Here is an 18,867-nt window from a genome sequence, read left to right as displayed (position 1 = left end):
CCGCAGACACGTGTGATCTCATGGAGACCTGTGGGTGTGCCTGTCACCGGATCGGAAGAGCGGTAGCGCACTGCTGTCGTGCCGCTTCATTGCAGGAGGTTCCGTGCTCACCGCGTTCACCCAGGCGTTCCGGACGCCTGACCTGCGCAAGAAGCTGCTGTTCACGCTGGGCATCATCGTGCTGTACCGGATCGGTACGCATGTGCCGATCCCGGGCGTGGACTACAAGGCCGTCCAGGAATGCGTCTCCCAGGCGGACGGCAACCAGGGACCGTTCGGCCTGGTCAACCTCTTCAGCGGCGGCGCGCTGCTCCAGATCACGATCTTCGCGCTGGGCATCCTGCCGTACATCACGGCGAGCATCATCCTGCAGCTGCTGACCGTCGTGATCCCGCGCCTGGAGGCCCTGAAGAAGGAGGGCCAGGCGGGCACGGCGAAGATCACGCAGTACACCCGCTACCTGACCGTCGCGCTCGCCATCCTCCAGGGCACCGGCCTCGTCGCCACCGCCCGCAGCGGCGCGCTGTTCTCCGGCTGCACGGTCGCGTCGTCCATCGTCCCGGACCGCTCGATCTTCACCACGGTCGTCATGGTGGTGACGATGGCCGCGGGCACCGCCCTCGTGATGTGGCTGGGTGAGCTGATCACCGACCGCGGCATCGGCAACGGCATGTCGATCCTGATGTTCATCTCGATCGCCGCGACCTTCCCGTCCGCGCTGTGGGCCATCAAGAAGTCCGGCACCCTGGCCGACGGCTGGATCGAGTTCGGCACCGTCATCCTCGTCGGCCTGGTCATGGTCGGCCTGGTGGTCTTCGTCGAGCAGGCCCAGCGCCGCATCCCCGTGCAGTACGCCAAGCGCATGATCGGCCGCCGCGCCTACGGCGGCAGCTCCACGTACATCCCGCTGAAGGTGAACCAGGCGGGCGTGATCCCGGTCATCTTCGCGTCGTCGCTGCTCTACATCCCGGCCCTCGTCGCGCAGTTCGCCGGCGGCAACGCCGGCTGGAAGACCTGGATCGAGCAGAACCTGACCAAGGGCGACCACCCGATCTACATCACGGCGTACTTCCTGCTGATCGTGTTCTTCGCGTTCTTCTACGTCTCGATCTCCTTCAACCCGGAAGAGGTCGCGGACAACATGAAGCAGTACGGCGGCTTCGTCCCCGGCATCCGGGCGGGCCGGCCGACCGCGCAGTACCTGTCGTACGTCCTCACCCGGATCACCTGGCCGGGCGCCCTGTACCTCGGACTGATCGCCCTCGTGCCCACCATCGCCCTGATCGGGTTCGGCGCGACGAACAACTTCCCCTTCGGCGGCACCAGCATCCTGATCATCGTCGGCGTCGGCCTGGAGACTGTCCGCCAGATCGAGAGCCAGCTCCAGCAGCGGCATTACGAGGGCTTCCTGCGCTGAGTTCGCCGGCTGCGGAAGGCCCGCGCCGCGTCTAGTGCTCTGACCGCATAGGTTCACCGGGTTCTGTGGCCCGCCGCTGTGTGATTGTTCAGGGAGTGTTCGCGGTCGCCCAGGAGCGGAACAAGGTGAGGGCTTCGGTGAGGTTGCCGGGGCCGCATCTGGCGTGAAAGGTCTTCTCGGAAGTCCAAGCCCAGACCCAGTCGTGAGGGCTGCGGTTGACGTCCTGGCGGGGGTACTCATGGTGCTCCAGGTCCGTCTCCTCCAGGTCGATGGTGACGGTCCAGCCGGGGTTATCGAGCGTGGCGATCTTCACGCCCCACTCGTGCTCCCAGTCCTCGTTGCACTGCGCGGCGTACCAGTTCTGCAGCCAGTCAAGAACGTTCTCCGAATTGCTCACGACAGGGGATGCTAGTGCTCTGACCATAGGTTCGCCGGGTCGCTCAGGCCGCATTGGCGAGGGGGCGTCCGCCCCAGCGGATGCCTTTCTCGCTGCGGATGCGGGCGCGTTCCTTGCGCTCGGCGGCCAGGACATCGCGGTGGCGGGCGTTGGCGTTGCGCCAGCGCAGGTAGGCGTGCAGGGCCCGGGTCTGCACGGTGTGGTTGGGATAGTTCGAGTTGGCGATGGTGAACTGCCGCAGCGGTCCGAAGTGAGCCTCGATCGGGTTCGCCCAGGAAGCGTAGGTCGGGGTGAAGCACAGCTCGACCTTGTTCTTGCTCGCCCAGCGGCGGATGTCGGCGCCTTTGTGGGCGGACAGGTTGTCCAGGATCACGTAGATCGGTGCGCCGTCGGGCCGTGCGGCGCGGATCGACTTCAGCGCGGCCAGCGCGTTTGTGGCACCTTTTCTGTGGTGATTGACGCCCCACAGGCGGTCGTCGCCGACCGAGTAGCAGCCGTGGAAGTAGCGCACCCCGTGCGTGCGGTGATAGGTGGCCGGCACCCGGTCGGGACGTTTGCGTGCGGCCCAGCCCGAGCCTGCGGTGGGCCGGATTCCGAGCGGCCCGAACTCGTCGAAGGCGAACACCCGGTCCGGGAAGCGGTGAAGGACCTCCTCGATCCGGTCCAGTTTCGCCTCGCGGTCCGGATCGGGGGACTCCTTCCACGTCTTGGTGCGCTGGAAGGTGATCCCGCGGCGGGCGAGCAGGCCGCGTAACGCCTCGCGGCCGATGCGGATGATCCGGCCGTGGACTTTGCGCAGGTAGGCCACGAGTTTGCGCAGTGACCAGCGGGTGAAGGGCTGGCCGAGCTTGGTGGGGCGGGTGGTGGCCGTCTGGATGACGAATTCCTCGTCGTCAGGCTGGAGCAGGCGGGGACGGCCTCCCGCCCACTGAGGGTCCAGGCAGGCCAGGCCGATCTCGTTGAACTTGTGGATCACGTCGCGGACGGTGTCCTCGTCGGCCCGCACCAGCTGGGCGATCACCGGCATGCGGTTCCCGCCGGCCGAGGCCAGCAGCATCATCGCGCGCCGGTAACGCACCGAGTTGGTGCGCTGCCCCGACGCACGATCTGCTGCAGCCTCTGCCCCTCCTGGTCAGTCAGTCTGCGCACACGGACAGGCTCGGCCACTCACGCCCCCAGCAGTCGGATCGGAAGTCACTGCCCATCCAACCGCCACGACCACCGACCACCGACCCGGCGAACCTATGCGGTCAAAGCACTAGGGACGCCTGGTGAGGTCGGTCATCAGCGCGCGCATGTCGCTGATCATCGCGGGCCAATAGGTGGAGACATCGGGGAGGTCAGGACCGTCCCCGGCGGTGTCGGCGGCACCGGCGGCGTCGGCACCGGCATCGGTCTCGTAGTAGCTGGTGGTGGACAGGCCCAGCGTCACGACCGCCGCCCCGTCCAGCACCCTGAGTTCGGTGTGCCCCATGTCCTCGGCGATCAGGAACGCCTCGTCGCCGAGGTCGGGCACCGGCCTGACCTGATCCGCCGCGACGACACCCGAATCCGTCACCCGCCGGTCGGCGTCGAACTCGTCGCGTGGATCGGTCCTCTTGTGCAGTGCCACAGCGATGTCGACGGTCGTGGCCACCGACCAGTGCCCGCCCTGCCCGCCCTGTCCGGTCGCCTTGTCCGCGGCCCTCTTCCGGAAGGCCAGGGAGCAGTGCACCTGGTCGAGAGCAGGGTGGTGCAGCAGCTCGTCGCTGATGGTGTCCGGCACGCTCTCCAGCGCGAGCGCCTCCTGAAGGGACGCCAGGCGTGCCGACTTGCACGATTCCCGGTCCAGCCGGTACCCGCGCAGATCAGGGCTGTGGTTGTCCGAGGGGAGCAGCAGGAGCGTCGCGGCCCAGAGCGCGGACGCCGCCGCTGCGCCGCCCAGAGCCCACAGCCACGGCCTCCGGCGCAGCGGACTGCCGGCGGAGTGCTGCGCGAGGTCGCTCACCACCTCGGGGACTTCCTGCGGACCGAATCCCTCCGCCATCTCCGGCTCGGAAATCACTCAGCGCCTCCTCGACGTCGATGCACACGTGTGAGAGGCGATGGTCGCACAGCGTGGGCGGCATGTTGGCCAGTCATGGGACAGCCAAGGGTGATTCAACAGCGCACACATTGATGCAAAGAAACGGAATGCGACGAACCGCTTCCGCCGGGAAAGCCTCATACATACCGAAGGCCTCAAAATGGTCATTCGGAAGGGGACACACCATGTTCTTCAGCGGGCGCACCCACCGCATCGTCACACCCGCCGCCCTCTCGGCAGTCGCCGCAGCGGCGCTGATCGGCATCACCGCGGGTCCGTCACAGGCCGCGACCCGACCTGTCTGGGCCGACACCTCCTCGCTGTCCGTACGCGTGCACGCGCTGGACTCGGGCGCGGGGCAGCGCTACGCGACGGTGATCCTCACCAACAAGACCCACAAGACGGTCCGGACCGAGGGATATGTGGGGCTTCAGCTCCTCAACTCCCGTGGCAAGGACGTGCCCACGCACGTGGTCCGCGACCGCGGGCGGGTCGTGCTGATCACTCTCAAGCCGGGGCAGAGCGCTTACACCCGGCTGCACTGGGGGGACGTACCGGCCGCGGGCGAACCGACCAAGGCGGAGAAGAACCCCGCCCGCCTGGAGGTCACGCCGCCCGACTCCCGCCACCACCTCAACACGGCCTGGAAGCTGGGTGAGGTCCTCCAGAAGGGCCGCATCGACATCTCCCCGCTGGCGAAGGGCACCGGCCCGAAGTTCTGACGGTCCGTATTGCCTGGGGGCCCTGCGGCGGCAGGGCCCCCAGGCATGTCCGTGCCCGGCCAGATCCTGGTCAGGCCCTGACCACCCGGTAGCTCCACGCCGCCCACGGAAGGTTGGTCTGGGCGAGCGAGCCGCTGCGCCACGCGGCGGCGCCGGTGCAGCCGGCACCGGGGTACAGCTCCAGGGCCGCGGAGCCGGAGGCGACCTGAACCGACAGGGCCGACGTCGGCAGTGTGTGGCAGGTTCCCAGGTCACCGAGGTCGGCCTCGGTCTCCGTGCCCGTCCCGCTGGTGCCCGAATAGAGATACGCGCCTTCCCGCAGCACGGACCAGTCGGCGGCGAGCGCCGTCTGGGCGCCGAGGCCGATCCCCACGGTGGCAAGGGCCGCCGCGGTGGCCGCAGCGCGAAGTCTCGTCCTGGAGGCAAACATGTGATTCACCCTCTCCTGAGCGTGTCCGGCGGCAAACTTTTGCACGTTCAACGATGAGGGGGAGAGAGCAAGACCGGCCACCTCCACACGTGTGAGTCGACCGGCTGAGAGCCCGCCCGCGGACGACGTCAGTCGTCGGCGACGCTACTTGTTGGCGCCGAGTTCGATCGGGACGCCGACGAGGCTGCCGTACTCGGTCCAGGAGCCGTCGTAGTTCTTGACGTTCTGCACGCCGAGCAGCTCGTGCAGCACGAACCAGGTCAGCGCGGAGCGCTCACCGATGCGGCAGTAGGCGATGGTGTCCTTGGCGAGGTCGACCTGCTCGTCGGCGTAGAGGGCCTTGAGCTCCTCGTCCGACTTGAAGGTGCCGTCGTCGTTGGCGTTCTTCGACCACGGGATGTTGCGGGCGGACGGCACGTGGCCGGGGCGCTGGGACTGCTCCTGGGGCAGGTGGGCGGGGGCCAGCAGCTTGCCGGAGAACTCGTCGGGCGAGCGCACGTCGACCAGGTTCTGCGAGCCGATCGCGGCGACGACGTCGTCACGGAAGGCGCGGATGGAGGTGTCCTGGGCCTTGGCCTTGTACTCGGTCGTGGGGCGCTGGGGCACCTCCTCGACCAGCTCGCGGGCGTCCAGCTCCCACTTCTTGCGGCCGCCGTCGAGGAGCTTGACGGGTCCGTGGCCGTAGAGCTTGAAGTACCAGTAGGCGTAGGAGGCGAACCAGTTGTTGTTGCCGCCGTAGAGGATGACCAGGGTGTCGTTGGCGATGCCCTTGGCGGACAGCAGCTTCTCGAAGCCGGCCTGGTCGACGAAGTCACGGCGGACCGGGTCCTGGAGGTCCTGGGTCCAGTCGATGCGGATCGCGTTGCGGATGTGGTTCTTCTCGTAGGCGGACGTGTCCTCGTCCACCTCCACGATCGCGATGTTCGGGTTGTCGAGGTTGGCCTCGACCCAGTCGGCGTCGACCAGGACGTCGCTGCGGCTCATGCTCTTTCTCCTCCGGGGCAGTTGCGGGGGCGTAGTGGCTTGATTCACGCACGACCATCCCGCCAGTACGTTCACATCGTGGACGCACCGGCACACCCGCGGGGTTCAGCCGGTACGCGACGCCCCTTCCACGCCGGCGCCGACGCGGACCTGCTCAGGCGGGCCGAAGGCGGTCCCGGCTGCCGCTCCGGGCCCCGGCAGGGCAGGGCATCATGGGTGGGTGGCCGACGACAGCACAGGACGCGCCCGCCGGCGCCCGGAGAGGAAAGCATGAGTGCGCAGACCGGTGACCGGCGGCGGCCGTACCGAAATGACCGGCGGGCCGAAGCCGCCGCGGGGACCCGGACCGCGATTCTCGACGCCGCTCTGCGGCTCTTCGTGGCGCACGGGTATGCGAAGGTCACGATCGGCGACATCGCCCGGGAAGCCGGCATCGCGGTGCCCACCGTCTACGCGAGCACCGGTGGCAAGTCCGCCATTCTCACCGTCCTGATCAACCGGGGTGTGGACGATCCGGTCGTCGAACGGACGCTGGACGCCGTCCGTACCGCGACCGACGCCGAGGCGGCGGTCGCGGCCCTGGCCCACGGAGTGCGTCTGGACAACGAACGTCATCTGGACGTCGTCCAGGTGATGATCACGGCCGCCGCCGTGGAGCAGCATGTCGAGGAGGAACTCCGCCGCGTCTCCGCCGCCTACCGCCAGGCGCTGGGAGTCCTCGCGGAACGCCTCGCGGAACTGGGCGCGCTGCGCCCCGGCCTGAGCATGGAGCGCGCCACCGACATGCTGTGGTTCCTGTTCGGGCTGCCGTCCTGGCGTCTGTTCGTCGCGGAACACGGCTGGTCCTGGGACGAGACCGAGCGCTGGCTGACCGAACAGGCGGTCGCCGCGCTCGTCGCGGAGCCGAACGGCGACTGACGCCCGCGCCGCGTCAGCCGAGGAGACCGGCCAGCGTGTCGGCGACCTCGCCGGGCGAGGGCATCGCCGCGATCTCCTTGGCGATCCGCTGCGCGTTGGCGCGGTGTTCCTCGCTGTCGAGGACCGCTGCCGTCGCCTCCGCGACAGCCTCCGCCCCGGCGGGAGGCATGACGGCGACGCCGACCCGTGCGGCGGCGACCGCGCCTGCCTGGAGGAACTGGTCGGCACCCTGCGGTACGACCACCATCGGCAGCCCGCGCGAGAGCGTGGCCAGCGTCGTACCCGCACCCCCGTGGGTGACGACCAGGTCGATGCCGTTGAGGAGTTCGGCCAGCGGGGTGAACCCGACGAACTCGACGTGGTCGAGGCCGTCGCCGTAGTCGGCCGCCGTCGCGGTCAGCCCCAGGGTCACCACCAGGTCGGCCTTCGTGGTGAGGGCGTCGATCACCGGCCGCAGCACCCCGGGCTCGGCGAAGTGCGTGCCGAAGGAGAGCAGCACCTTGGGCCGGGTACCGCCGTCGGCGGACACCGCAGCGGGCGCCTGCGGGCTGTCGGGCCCGCGGTGCGGCTCCGGGCGCAGCGGCAGCCGGCCGTGCGGCGGCTGCCAGTCCGGGCCCTGGAGCGTCTCGGGGCACGGGTCCAGGTACCAGGTGGGCCGCGGCATGGTCAGGCCCCGCTGCTGATAGCGGCGCTCGGCCACCGCGTCGAAGACATCGGTGAACTGGGCGGGTATCAGCGGGCCGAACGCGAGCTTGGCGTAGGGGACTTCGAGCGCGGCGGCGACCAGCGGGCCGACGTAGTCCGTGGCCTCGGCGACGATCAGGTCCGGCGCGAACTCCCGTGCCGCGGCGATCGCGGCGTCCGCCGTCAGGTCGATCCGGGCGCCGGCGAACAGTTCCGCGGCGACGGCGGGGTCGGGCACCGTCGGGTCGTCGACCCCGGCCAGCCGGGCCGCCTCCGCGAGGAGTTCGGGGATCTCGGGCCCGACGGGGAGCAGCGTGATGCCCTCGGCGGCGAACAGCGGCCCGAAGGACGCGGCCGTGATCACGGAGACCTCGTCGCCGCGGTCACGGAAAGCGCGGGCCAGGGGCAGCGCCGGCAGGAGGTGGCCATGCTGCGGAGTGCTGGAGAAGAGGATACGCATGTGCGGAGTCTAGGGCATTCGATGAAGTGTGCCTCTATCCAATTTGGTGAGTGGGCAACATGTCTCCTGATGCTGCTCCCCGCGCACCGCACCCTTGGTCCCCGGCCGCAGCCGTGAACTTCCGCCCCTGACAGACACGTGTTCTGTATGAACACCCCGCCGCGCATCCCCCCGGTCGTACGCGTCCCGCGTACACACGCGGCACGGAGGCCGAACGATGACACCCCTCGCCGACGCGATCGCACAGACACTCGCCGACGACGGCGTACGGCACGCCTTCGGCGTCGTCGCCAACGGAAACGTCCTCGCCGTCGCCGGCCTCACCCGCCACGGCGTCTCCTACCTCTCCGCACGCCACGAAGGCGGTGCGGTCACCATGGCGGACGCCTACTACCGGACCACCGGCGACGTCGCCGTGTGCACCACCGGCGCCGGACCGGGACTGACGAACACCGCCACCGGCCTGGCCGACGCGGTCAAGCACCAAAGCGGCATCCTGCTGCTCTGCGGCGACGTGCCCACGACCGGTCCGCGCCGCATCGACATCGACCAGGACACGTTCCTCGACTCCCTCGGCGTCCCCGTGGTCCGGCTGGCCGACCTTGCCACGGCCCGCACCGACACCCTGCGGGCCCTGCGCCTGGCCCGCACCGAGCAGCGCCCGGTGGCCCTGTGCCTGCCGCAGGACCTGATCACGGCCCAGGTCACCGAGCGGACGCCGACCGACCGCTTTCCGCAGCGACCGCCCCGCCAGGCAGCGGACCCCGCCGGGACGGCCACGGCCCTGGAGGCACTGGCCACCGCCCGGCGCCCCCTGATCCTCGGCGGCCTGGGCGCCTGGCGCTCCGGGGCCGCCAAGTCCCTCACCGAACTCGGCGACCGGCTCGGCGCGCTCCACACGACCAGCGTCATGGCCGCCGGTCTCTTCGCCGGCAACCCCTGGTCGCTGGGCGTGTGCGGCGGCTTCGCCGCGCCCCGCGCCGCCGAGCTGATCGGCGAAGCGGACGTCGTGCTCGCCTTCGGAGCGAGCCTCGACCAGTGGACCCTCGCCGACGGCCGGCTCCTCGCCCCCGACGCGGTGCTCGTCCAGGTGGACACCCGGCCCGCCCCCACCACCGACCGCGTCGACCTCCACCTCACCGGCGACGCCACCGACGCGGCCACCGCCCTCCTCGACGGTGTCCGGTCCCGCTCCCTGCCCCGGTCCCCCTGGCGCGACCAGGCCAAGGACCGGATCACCGACCTCGGTTGGGCCTACGAGCCCTTCGAGGAGGCGCTGGCCGCCGACCGGATCGACCCGCGCACTCTGACCCTGCACCTGGCCGGCCTGCTCCCCGAGGAACGCACCCTCGTCACCGACGGCGGCCACTTCGTGGGCTGGCCCGCCATGTACTGGGCGGTCCCCGACCCGGCCGCCTACGTCTTCACCGGAGCCGCCTTCCAGAGCATCGGCCTCGGTCTCGCGGGCGCGGTCGGCGCGGCCGTCGGACGGCCCGACCGGACGACCGTGGTCGCCCTCGGCGACGGCGGTGCGCTCATGGGCCTGCCCGAACTGGAGACCCTGATCCGCACCGGACGCTCGGCGCTCGTGGTGATCTACGACGACGGCGGCTACGGCATGGAGGTCGTCCTGTTCGGGAACCGCGGCGCCGATCCCGCCTCCATGCTCTTCGGTGACACCGACTTCGCCGGTACGGCCCGCGCCCTCGGCGCCCGCGGCGTCACCGTCCGCTCGGCGGCCGACCTGGAGGTGGTCCGCGACTGGCAGGCGCAGGGCGCCGAGGGGGTGCTGCTCCTCGACTGCAAGGTCACCCCGGGTGTCGTGGCCGCCTGCTTCTCCGGACTCGCCACGCTCATCACCGGCCGACAGCCCGACCATCAGGACCAGCGGTAGCGACCGAAGCGACCGACCTCGCCGCACACCACCCCTGAAGATCTGGTAACAGCTGTTACCATGCCTGTATGGCAAAGACACAACTGGGCGCCCGCGTCGACGACGAGGTCGCCGAGCTCGCCAAGGCCCGTGCCAAGGACCGCGGTCTGAGCGTCGGCGACTACATCGCCGCCCTCGTGCGCGAGGACACCGACGGCCTGCGCGCCCGCGGCCTGGAGGCCGCCCGCCGCTTCCTCGACGAGCACCAGGCCCTCTTCGACGAGGCCGAGGACGCCGACCGCCCCGCCCCGGGAGCCCACGCCGCCTGATGGACCTGCACATCGACGTCCCCTGGATCCTCCAGGTCGCCGAGCTCGCCGGCGCCCGCGACCCCGCCCCCGACGACTACGGCATCCCGGTCGCCGCCGTCGCCGCCCACCGCGCCGAACTCCTCGACCAGCCGGTCTACGACGGCCCCTACGCCCGCGCCGCCGCCCTCGTCCACATCCTCGGCCGCTGCCGCTGGCTGGAGCGCTCCAACATGGCCGTCGCCGCCGCCACGGGAGTCATGTACCTGGAGGCCTCCGGCATCCCCCTCAAACCCACCCGCGACGACGCCATCGCCCTGCGCGACCTGCTCCGCGACCCCGCCTGCACCACCGCGAGGATCGCCACCCAGCTGCGCACCTGGCCCACGGCCGGCTGAGAGGGCACGACACCACCATGGCGCGCGCAGGACTGACCGCAGATCGCCTCACCCACGCCGGGGCTGACCTGGCCGACGAGATCGGCTTCGACCAGGTCACCGTCTCGGAGCTGGCCCGCCGCTTCGACGTCAAGGTCGCGAGCCTGTACTCGCACGTGAAGAACTCCCACGACCTCAAGACCAGGATCGCCCTCCTGGCCCTGGAGGAACTCGCTGACAAGGGCGCCGTCGCCCTCGCCGGCCGGGCGGGCAAGGACGCCCTCACCGCCCTGGCCGACGTCTACCGCGACTACGCCCGCGCCCATCCCGGCCGCTACGCCGCGGCCCAGATGAGACTCAGCCCCGAGGCGGCAGCGGCCAGCGCGGGTGCCAGACACGCCCAGATGACCCGGGCGATCCTGCGCGGCTACGACCTGGCGGAGCCCGACCAGACCCACGCGGTCCGCCTGTTGGGCAGCACCTTCCACGGCTACATCAGCCTGGAGATGGGCGGCGGCTTCAGCCACAGCGCCCCCGACACCCAGGAGACCTGGACCCGCGTCCTCGATGCCCTGGACGCCCTGCTGCGCAACTGGCCGGCCGCGCCCGCTGCCTGACCTGCCGTCATGACGCCTGCGTCGGAGCCCCGTCCCGTTCCGCGGTCTCCTCTCCCGTCCCCGACCGGCCGGCCCACCGTCGGGTGATCAGCAGGGCGAGCCCCGGGAAGGCCATCGCGGCGAGGAACGCCAGGGCGAAGGAGTTCACGGACACCGACCACGCGCCGGCCCCCGCGTAGACGACGGCCACACCGAGGTTGGACCATGTGCACACCAGGAGGAACCGGCCGGGCCGTACCCGCGTGGTGCCCGCCAGTACCACGCTCGCCTCCGCCAGCACGGGCACAGGACGGCACAGGGCGAGGGCGACCAGGCCGTGGCGCCGGGCGGCGTCGGCGGCGCGGGCCAGTCCCGCCTCGCCCACCAGCCGCCGCGTCAGGGACACCGAGCGGGCCCCGACCAGGTAACCCAGCACGCACGAGACGGTCATGCCGGCCCAGACGACGGCCGTACCCCACACGAACCCCAGGAGTACGCCCGCGGCGGCCGAGACCACGCTGGAGGGCACGGGGAGGAAGACGTCCAGGGCGAGCAGGCCCGCGATCACCGCCACGGCCACGGGGGTGGACAGCCGGTGCTCCGCCGCCAGGGAGGCGAGGGCATCGAAGTAGTCCCCGAAGAGGAAGAACGGGACGAGGATCGCGGCGAGCAGCCCGGACACGAGCCAGAACCAACGCATGGCGTGCAGGGTAGCGATCATGGGGCGGGCGTGGGGCGGCGGCAGGGACTGAAGGGACTGGGATTTCGGATTGCGAACGGTTCCGGGGGCTCACTCCTGGAGCAGGTGCGCGCGGCCGAACAGGGCCGCGGCGGCCCGGCCCGTGGGCGTCCCGGAGTCCAGGTCCGCACCGGCCCGCCGCAGGACCGCCACCACGTCGTCCGCGCCCTTGAACAGGGCGCCGGCGACGGGCGACTGGTCCCGGGCGTTGCGCAGGTCCGGGTCGGCGCCCAGCTCCAGCAGGGCTCGTACGGTGTCGGCGTGGCCGTGGTACGCGGCCAGCATCAGCAAGGTGTTGCCGGCCGCGTCGCACACGTCCACCGGCAGACCGTGCGCCACGAACTCCCGCAGCGCCTCGGTACGGCCCTCCCGGGCCAGGTCCAGGGCGATGGCCACGACACGTTCCGTCTGCTCAGGTGTCAGACCGGCGCCGCTGGTCATGGAGGTGTCCGCTCCCGGTCAGGCGCCGTGCGGCGTGGCGGCCGCCAGCGCCTCGACCGCCTTGCGGACACCCTCGCCGTAGGCCGGGTCGGCCTGCGTGCAGTTGGCGATGTGGCGTTCGACCGTCTGCCGCGACGCCCCGTCGATCGCGCGCGCCGTGTTCTCGAAGAGGGCCTGCCGCTGTTCCGGGCTCATCAGGCGGAACAGGTTGCCGGGCTGCTCGAAGTAGTTGTCGTCGTCGGCACGGAAGTCGAACCGGTCGGCGACGGCGCCCACGGCCTGGCGCGGCTCACGGTAGGCGGGCTGCTCCTGCCAGCGGCCGTAGGAGTTGGGCTCGATGCCCGGGGTGGCCCCCTGGTTGCCGTCGACCCGCATGGCGCCGTCGCGGTGGTAGGAGTTCACCGGGTTCCGCGGCGCGTTGACGGGGATCTGGTGGTGGTTCACCCCGAGGCGGTAGCGCTGGGCGTCGCCGTAGGAGAACAGGCGGCCCTGGAGCATGCGGTCGGGGGAGAAGCCGATGCCCGGCACCACGTTCGCGGGGCTGAAGGCGGCCTGCTCGACGTCCGCGAAGTAGTTGTCGGGGTTGCGGTTGAGCTCCCACTCGCCGACCTCGATCAGCGGATAGTCCTTCTTCGACCAGACCTTGGTGAGGTCGAAGGGGTGGAAGCGGTAGGTCTCCGCGTCGGCCTCCGGCATGACCTGGATGAACAGCTTCCACTTCGGGAAGTCGCCGTTCTCGATCGCGTCGAAGAGGTCGCGCTGGTGGGACTCCCGGTCCTTGCCGACGAGCGCCTCGGCCTCGGCGTCGGTGAGGTTCTTGATGCCCTGCTGGGTGCGGTGGTGGAACTTGACCCAGAACCGCTCGCCCTCGGCGTTGACCAGGCTGTAGGTGTGCGAGCCGAAGCCGTGCATGTGCCGGTAGGAGGCGGGGATGCCGCGGTCGGACATCACGATGGTGACCTGGTGCAGGGCCTCGGGAAGCCGGGTCCAGAAGTCCCAGTTGTTCTCGGCGTCGCGCAGGTTGGTGCGCGGGTCGCGCTTCACCGCGTGGTTGAGATCGGGGAACTTCAGCGGGTCGCGGAAGAAGAACACCGGGGTGTTGTTGCCGACCAGGTCCCAGTTGCCCTCGTCCGTGTAGAACTTCAGGGCGAAGCCGCGGATGTCCCGCTCGGCGTCGGCCGCGCCCCGCTCACCGGCGACGGTGGAGAACCGGGCGAACAGCTCGGTCCGCTTGCCGACCTCGGAGAAGATCTTCGCGCTCGTGTACCGGGTGATGTCATGGGTGACCGTGAAGGTCCCGAATGCGCCCGAGCCCTTGGCGTGCATCCGGCGCTCCGGGATCACCTCACGGTCGAAGTGGGCGAGCTTCTCCAGGAACCACACGTCCTGGAGCAGCATCGGGCCGCGCGCTCCGGCCGTCAGCGAGTTCTGGTTGTCGGGAACCGGCGCGCCGGCGACCGTCGTCAACGGCTTCTTGTTGTCCTCGGGCAAGGCTGGCTCCTCGATATGTGGTTCACGGCTCCTGCCTTCACATCCTATGGAGGAACATATCTCCGTCAAGCCGAAATCCGGGACACATGTGTCTCTCGTCCGAGGCTCTGACATGTTTGCCCGTCCGGGGGCTCAGACCGCGGCCAGCGCCTCGGTCGGCGGCAGCCTTGAGGCGCGCACGGCCGGGTACACCCCGGCCGCCATCCCCACGACGACCGCCCCCGCCACACCCCCGGCCAGCACGAACGGCGGGAACACCACCGGCCAGGAGTGCGCGACGGCGTACCCCGCCGCCCCCGCTGCCCCGAGCACGGTCCCGGCACCGCCCCCGAGCGCGGACAGCATCACCGACTCCGCCAGGAACTGCCCCCTGATCTGCCCGCGGGTCGCGCCCAGCGCCCGCCGCAGCCCGATCTCGCGCCGCCGCTCCAGCACCGACACGACCATGGTGTTGGCCACACCCACACCCCCGATCAGAAGGGCGACCCCGGCCAGCCCCAGCAGCAGCACCGACAGCGTCCGTTCGGTGGCGCGCTTGGCGGCCAGGGCGTCCGAGGGGCGGCTGACCTGGACCAGGCCCGGCAGTTGCGGGTGCACGGTGGCCGGCAGCACGGCCCGTACCTCCTCGATCCGCGCCTCGCGGGCGGTGACGTAGACGACCGTGGGATGCCCGTCGAAGCCGAGCCGGTCCCGCGCCGCCTTCCAGCCCACCAGGACCGCGCTGTCGAGGTCGGGGGCGAGCGGGAGCGGGTCGAGGATGCCGATGACGGTGAACCAGCGCCCGCCGATGTAGAGCTGACCGGGTTCCTGGCCCGCCCGCACCCGGTCGAAGCCGAGCCGGGCAGCGGCCCGGAAGCCGAGCACCACGGTCGGGAAACGGGCCGTCGTCGCGGTGAGGAACGCCCCCGACCGGACCCTTCCGTGCACCGCCCCGAGCAGGTTCGTGCGGGCGGCCAGGACACTGATGCCGGACGCGTCCGCCGGGTCGGCGCGGTCCGAACGCAGCACCGTCGTGTGGGTGTTGGCGACCGCGCTCGCACCCGTCACCGGCCCGATGCGGGCGGCCATCGCGTCGGCGTCGACGGGCAGCACCACCGGCGGATCGCTGTCCGCCTGCGGCGCCACCCGCAGCATGTTCGTGCCGAGCGCCGACAGCTGGTTCACCAGCGCACGCTGGCCGGCGGCGGGCACGGCCGTCACGACGACGAGCGTCGCGATCCCGAGGGAGATGCCCAGCGCGGACAGCGCGGCCCGCGGCCCCCGGGTCCGGATGCCCAGCAGACCGAGCCGCAGGATGTCGGAGAACGCCAGGCGGACCGGGCGCGGTCCGTGCCCTGTCATCCTGCGCGTCATACGGCACTCACCTCCCGCCCGTCGGCGGTGACACGGCCGTCCCGCAGCTCCACCCTGCGGGGGAGCCGGGCGGCGATGTCACGGTCGTGGGTGATGACGGCGATGGTCGTGCCCTGCGCGTTCAGCTCGACGAGCAGCTCCAGCACGGCCTCCCCGTTGGCCGCGTCGAGCGCCCCCGTCGGCTCGTCCGCGAGCACCAGCGAGGGACGGTTGACCAGGGCCCGCGCGATGGCGACCCGCTGGCGTTCGCCCCCGGACAGCTGCTGGGGGAGGTGTGTGCGGCGGTGCGCGAGGCCCACCCGGGCCAGCGCCTCCCGGGCCAGCGGCGCACGCCTGCGGCGTGGGACACCGGCGTACAGCAGGCCGGTGGCGACGTTCTCCGTGGCGTCCAGGCCGTCGGTGAGGTGGAAGTGCTGGAAGACGAACCCCAGCGACCGGGCCCGCAGCGCGGAGAGCTGACGGTCGCGCAGCGTGCGGACGTCGTGACCGTCGACGCGGACGGTGCCGGTCGTCGGACGGTCCAGGGTGCCCATGATGTGCAGCAGCGTCGACTTGCCGGACCCGGACGGGCCCACGACGGCGAGGAGTTCACCCTGGTCGACCCGCAGCGAGACCCGGTCCAGCGCGGTGACACCACCGGGGTGGCGTTTGGTGACGTCGTCGAGGACGAGAACCGGCGGCGGGACAAGGTCAGTTGGCGTGGGGGCGCTCACGAGGCCGTCACCACCTTGCTGCCCGCGGTCAATCCCTTGCCGCTGACCTCGACCAGACCGCCCGCGAACATGCCGGTGCGCACCGCGATCAGCGTGCCGTCCGGGCGTTGCAGGGCGTACCCGCCCTCACGCAGCGCGAGCAGCGCGCTCACCGGGACGGCGAGCACCCCCCTGCGGGTCGTCGTGTCGAACCTCACCTGCACCGCCGCCGCGTCCAGACCGCCCACGTCCTTCGCCCGGTCCGGGGCGACGCTCACGTCGACGGTGGCCGGACCGGCCTGCGTCGCGGAGTCCTGGGCACCGCTGCCCTGCACGGTACGGCCGAGCGCCGTGACCGTGCCGCGGACCGACCTGCCGTCGGGCAGCGTGATCTCCGCCTTGTCACCGGCCTTGACGGTCCCCACGTCGGTGGCCTCCACCGGCACGGTGACGGACTTGGCGGCCGCGGTGTAGGTCAGCAGCGGGGCGTCGGCCGGATCGCCCGGCTGCGCCTGCACGGTGTCGACCCGCACCGCGCCGGGCAGCACCACCGCACGGCCCGGCACCAGGGTGCCCGTGGCGTCCTGGCCGCTGTCGTGCTGCCACCGCTTGAGCGCGGCGGCCAGCGCCGGGGTGAACTCCTCGCCCTCGATGCCCGTCCGGGACGTCCCGGCGGGGCCGGTGTCGTACCCCAGCGCCCGCAGGTTGTCCCCGAGCACGCTCACGTCCCGGCCCCGCACCCCCGGCTTGGTCAGCGGGCGGAAGAACGGGGTGTCGCCGAAGAAGACCGGCACCGGCCGGTCGTCGACCCGGTACAGGGCCTGCCCGCGCACCGCACGGGCGCCCGGCTTCGGCAGCGCGGTGACCACACCCTGCCCGGCGCCCTTGAGCACGTGCGGCCTGCCGAAACCTAGGGTGCCCGGCAGCGTGCGGCTGTCGGAGAGATCCGTCCTGGTCACCGTCGCGGTCCGCACCCGCACCGGAGCCGTGGCCCGCGTGCCCTCACCCGAGTGCGCGCCGCTCCACACCACCGCCCCGGCCCCCGCGACGCCCACGACCAGCACCGCGCTCAGCGCGACGGCGGCCCTACCGCGTCTTGCCACCGAAGGCCTCCAGGGTGCAGCTCTTGTCGACCTCGATCTGCCGGGCGTTGCCCATCGTGGTCTGGCCGTCGTACGTCCAGCCCGAGTTGTCGGGCAGCGCGTGGACCTTGAGCCCCTCGCGGTTCAGGCACTTCACATAGGCGCGGTAGTCGTCGTCGTAGTGCGGATTCGTCGACCGGTCCAACTCGGGCGGCTGGAGCGGCAGTTTGCCGGCGCAAGCTTTGGTGGCGGCCTTGGCCGTGGGGCTCTGGTCGGTGTCGTCGACGGAGTCCGGGCCGCGCTGCGGAAGCATCTTGTGCCCGTGGTCCTTCAGGCAGGTGGCGTAGACGTGCCAGTAGCGGTCCCGCTCCGCATCCGAACTGTCCAGACGCAGCTGGGGGCGGCCGGAGTCGGCGGCCGGCGCGGCGCTCGCGCTCGTCGCCCCGCCGGCGGCCGGGGCCTCACTGCGCAGGGAGGCCACGTCCTGCCGCTCGGAGCCGTCGTCGTCCGTTCCGCCGCAGCCGGTGAGCAGGAGGACGGCGACGCCGGACAGCAGGGCGGTCGCGCCGAGCACACGACCGCGGCGGGTACTGGTGGGATGGGTCATGGCCGTCATCGTCCGTGCGATGTGTCGGGAAGCCGTCAGGAACCCTTGCCGGTCCGGTGCCCCTGCGCGGCCCGCCCGTCGCGGCGGCACCGGCAGGCCCCCACACGAACGGAACCGTTCGCCGACAGGATCCCGACCCCGGCCTCCTACGCTCCCGCCCATGCCGAAGACTTCCAGCCGCCAGAACCGGATGTTCCGCCCCCCGCGTCGGGGGCCCGTCCTCGTCGCGGCGGCCCTCGCCGCGGGCATCGCCGTGTCCGCACCCGCCTCCGCGACCACGCCGGACGGCGACGGCGTCGCCGTCCACGCGCAGGCGGTCACCACCGCCCAGCAGCGGGCCGTACTCGACTACTGGACCCCGGACCGCATCGCCGCCCTCACCGAGCCGGCCGCCGCCGACCAGCCGCCGAAGAGCGGTCCTGACGGGGCGCCCTGGACCGGCTCCGACACCCTCGCCCGGACCGTGGGCAGGCTCTTCTTCACCGACCACGGCGAGGACGCCAGCTGCACCGCCACCGTCGTCACCAGCGCCAACCACAGCACCGTCGTGACGGGCGGGCACTGCGTGAACAGCCCGGACCTGCTCGGCGAGGACAACCAGTGGGCGACGAACGTGATGTTCGCCCCCGGCTACCACGACGGCCGCGCCCCGTACGGGAAGTTCGTCGGCAGACTGGGCGTGGCCGACACCACCTGGCTGCGCTACGACGCGCTCGACTCGGCGCGGTACGACGGCCACGACCAGGCGTTCGTGGTCCTCAACCCCGACAGCCGGGGCCGTACCGTGCAGGACGCCGTCGGCGTCGCCCAGCGCATCGCCTTCGACCGGCCCGGCGACCGGACGGCGTACGAGTTCGGCTATCCGCGCTCCGCGTCCGACCCGGCGCGGCAGGGCCTGCCCGAGTACACCGGCGCCCGCCTCGCCTACTGCGCGGGCCCGACCCGCGAGGACCCCGGCACCCCCGACTTCCCGGAACCCGCGGGCCAATGGGGCACCGCGTGTGTGATGGGCGGCGGCGCCAGCGGCGGACCCCGCATCGCCGGCTTCGACCCGGAGAGGGGCCTCGGCACGGTCGTCGGGGTCAACACCTACAGCGCCTACCTGACCCCCGCCGGTGAGGTGTGCGCCGACTCCGGCACTCCGGACTGCGAGCGCCACCTCGTCGGCCCGCAGTTCACCTCCGCGATCACCCGACCCCTGTACGAGGCCGCCCAGCGCGCCAACTGACCG

20 protein-coding genes and 1 pseudogene are annotated in these 18,867 nt (G+C 71.5%); 8 read left to right on the top strand and 13 right to left on the bottom strand.

What is annotated here, in order from left to right; translation table 11 throughout:
• The first annotated feature begins 103 nt into the window (after window positions 1–103).
• Entirely contained in the window at window positions 104–1,417 is a 1,314-nt protein-coding gene (gene secY, locus DI272_RS17935; RefSeq protein ID WP_109496339.1) for a preprotein translocase subunit SecY, read from the top strand.
• A gap of 88 nt (window positions 1,418–1,505) precedes the next feature.
• On the opposite strand, the gene DI272_RS17930 is transcribed toward secY, so the two are convergent.
• The 3 genes and pseudogenes from DI272_RS17930 to DI272_RS17920 form a co-directional block, all read right to left on the bottom strand.
• On the bottom strand, window positions 1,506–1,814 hold the full coding sequence (locus DI272_RS17930) for an immunity 53 family protein (protein WP_109496338.1): 309 nt from the start codon (window positions 1,812–1,814) through the stop codon (window positions 1,506–1,508).
• A gap of 43 nt (window positions 1,815–1,857) precedes the next feature.
• Window positions 1,858–2,981: pseudogene (locus tag DI272_RS17925) on the bottom strand (IS630 family transposase).
• Window positions 2,982–3,072: 91 nt separating this feature from the next.
• A complete protein-coding gene (locus tag DI272_RS17920; protein WP_109496337.1) occupies window positions 3,073–3,858 on the bottom strand; it encodes a hypothetical protein in 786 nt (261 codons plus the stop codon).
• A 206-nt stretch (window positions 3,859–4,064) separates the two neighbouring features.
• Between DI272_RS17920 and DI272_RS17915 the strand changes: the two genes are divergently transcribed.
• Window positions 4,065–4,601 (top strand): DUF4232 domain-containing protein, encoded by a 537-nt coding sequence (locus tag DI272_RS17915; RefSeq protein ID WP_109496336.1) that lies wholly within the window; start codon window positions 4,065–4,067, stop codon window positions 4,599–4,601.
• Between the two features lie 70 nt (window positions 4,602–4,671).
• On the opposite strand, the gene DI272_RS17910 is transcribed toward DI272_RS17915, so the two are convergent.
• Together DI272_RS17910 and DI272_RS17905 are read right to left on the bottom strand one after the other, a co-directional pair.
• Window positions 4,672–5,031 carry a hypothetical protein gene (locus DI272_RS17910; RefSeq protein WP_109496335.1) on the bottom strand — a complete coding sequence of 120 codons (360 nt, stop codon included), beginning with the start codon at window positions 5,029–5,031 and terminating at the stop codon, window positions 4,672–4,674.
• Window positions 5,032–5,175: 144 nt separating this feature from the next.
• The gene (locus DI272_RS17905) at window positions 5,176–6,015 is read right to left on the bottom strand and encodes a sulfurtransferase (RefSeq protein ID WP_109496334.1); all 840 of its coding nucleotides are present in this window, start codon (window positions 6,013–6,015) and stop codon (window positions 5,176–5,178) included.
• A gap of 270 nt (window positions 6,016–6,285) precedes the next feature.
• On the opposite strand from DI272_RS17905, the gene DI272_RS17900 reads away from it, so the two are divergent.
• Window positions 6,286–6,933 carry a TetR/AcrR family transcriptional regulator gene (locus DI272_RS17900; RefSeq protein WP_109496333.1) on the top strand — a complete coding sequence of 216 codons (648 nt, stop codon included), beginning with the start codon at window positions 6,286–6,288 and terminating at the stop codon, window positions 6,931–6,933.
• A gap of 13 nt (window positions 6,934–6,946) precedes the next feature.
• Here DI272_RS17900 and DI272_RS17895 read toward each other — a convergent pair whose 3' ends face one another.
• On the bottom strand, window positions 6,947–8,077 hold the full coding sequence (locus tag DI272_RS17895) for a glycosyltransferase (protein ID WP_109496332.1): 1,131 nt from the start codon (window positions 8,075–8,077) through the stop codon (window positions 6,947–6,949).
• A gap of 217 nt (window positions 8,078–8,294) precedes the next feature.
• On the opposite strand from DI272_RS17895, the gene DI272_RS17890 reads away from it, so the two are divergent.
• From DI272_RS17890 to DI272_RS17875, 4 genes are all read left to right on the top strand, one after another.
• Window positions 8,295–9,971: a thiamine pyrophosphate-binding protein gene (locus tag DI272_RS17890; RefSeq protein ID WP_109496331.1), complete on the top strand. Its 1,677-nt coding sequence runs from the start codon at window positions 8,295–8,297 to the stop codon at window positions 9,969–9,971.
• 68 nt (window positions 9,972–10,039) lie between these two features.
• A complete protein-coding gene (locus tag DI272_RS17885) occupies window positions 10,040–10,279 on the top strand; it encodes a hypothetical protein (RefSeq protein WP_109496330.1) in 240 nt (79 codons plus the stop codon).
• Window positions 10,279–10,656 (top strand): fic family toxin-antitoxin system, toxin component, encoded by a 378-nt coding sequence (locus DI272_RS17880; protein WP_109496329.1) that lies wholly within the window; start codon window positions 10,279–10,281, stop codon window positions 10,654–10,656. Before DI272_RS17885 ends, DI272_RS17880 begins: the two co-directional genes overlap by 1 nt.
• 17 nt (window positions 10,657–10,673) lie before the next feature.
• A complete protein-coding gene (locus tag DI272_RS17875) occupies window positions 10,674–11,252 on the top strand; it encodes a TetR/AcrR family transcriptional regulator (RefSeq protein WP_109496328.1) in 579 nt (192 codons plus the stop codon).
• Window positions 11,253–11,259: 7 nt separating this feature from the next.
• Here DI272_RS17875 and DI272_RS17870 read toward each other — a convergent pair whose 3' ends face one another.
• The 7 genes from DI272_RS17870 to DI272_RS17840 form a co-directional block, all read right to left on the bottom strand.
• The gene (locus DI272_RS17870) at window positions 11,260–11,931 is read right to left on the bottom strand and encodes a TVP38/TMEM64 family protein (RefSeq protein ID WP_181387229.1); all 672 of its coding nucleotides are present in this window, start codon (window positions 11,929–11,931) and stop codon (window positions 11,260–11,262) included.
• A 90-nt stretch (window positions 11,932–12,021) separates the two neighbouring features.
• Window positions 12,022–12,411 (bottom strand): ankyrin repeat domain-containing protein, encoded by a 390-nt coding sequence (locus DI272_RS17865; RefSeq protein WP_109496326.1) that lies wholly within the window; start codon window positions 12,409–12,411, stop codon window positions 12,022–12,024.
• Between the two features lie 18 nt (window positions 12,412–12,429).
• Complete coding sequence (locus tag DI272_RS17860) at window positions 12,430–13,902, bottom strand: catalase (protein ID WP_109496325.1); 1,473 nt, start codon at window positions 13,900–13,902, stop codon at window positions 12,430–12,432.
• Between the two features lie 132 nt (window positions 13,903–14,034).
• Window positions 14,035–15,243 (bottom strand): ABC transporter permease, encoded by a 1,209-nt coding sequence (locus DI272_RS17855; RefSeq protein ID WP_258314598.1) that lies wholly within the window; start codon window positions 15,241–15,243, stop codon window positions 14,035–14,037.
• Window positions 15,244–15,251: 8 nt separating this feature from the next.
• On the bottom strand, window positions 15,252–15,968 hold the full coding sequence (locus DI272_RS17850; protein WP_109496323.1) for an ABC transporter ATP-binding protein: 717 nt from the start codon (window positions 15,966–15,968) through the stop codon (window positions 15,252–15,254).
• A complete protein-coding gene (locus DI272_RS17845) occupies window positions 15,965–17,050 on the bottom strand; it encodes a hypothetical protein (protein ID WP_109496322.1) in 1,086 nt (361 codons plus the stop codon). The genes DI272_RS17850 and DI272_RS17845 overlap by 4 nt, the downstream gene beginning before the upstream one ends.
• Window positions 17,034–17,636, bottom strand: a complete 603-nt coding sequence (locus tag DI272_RS17840; protein WP_109496321.1) for a hypothetical protein — start codon at window positions 17,634–17,636, stop codon at window positions 17,034–17,036. The genes DI272_RS17845 and DI272_RS17840 overlap by 17 nt, the downstream gene beginning before the upstream one ends.
• Window positions 17,637–17,796: 160 nt before the next feature.
• Between DI272_RS17840 and DI272_RS17835 the strand changes: the two genes are divergently transcribed.
• Window positions 17,797–18,864: a serine protease gene (locus DI272_RS17835; RefSeq protein ID WP_219933850.1), complete on the top strand. Its 1,068-nt coding sequence runs from the start codon at window positions 17,797–17,799 to the stop codon at window positions 18,862–18,864.
• Window positions 18,865–18,867: the final 3 nt, after the last annotated feature.

It is taken from the genome of Streptomyces sp. Act143 (genome assembly GCF_003143935.1).
In the GTDB taxonomy this organism is placed as follows: Bacteria; Actinomycetota; Actinomycetes; order Streptomycetales; family Streptomycetaceae; genus Streptomyces.
This window is presented reverse-complemented; position numbering and strand designations above follow the sequence as displayed.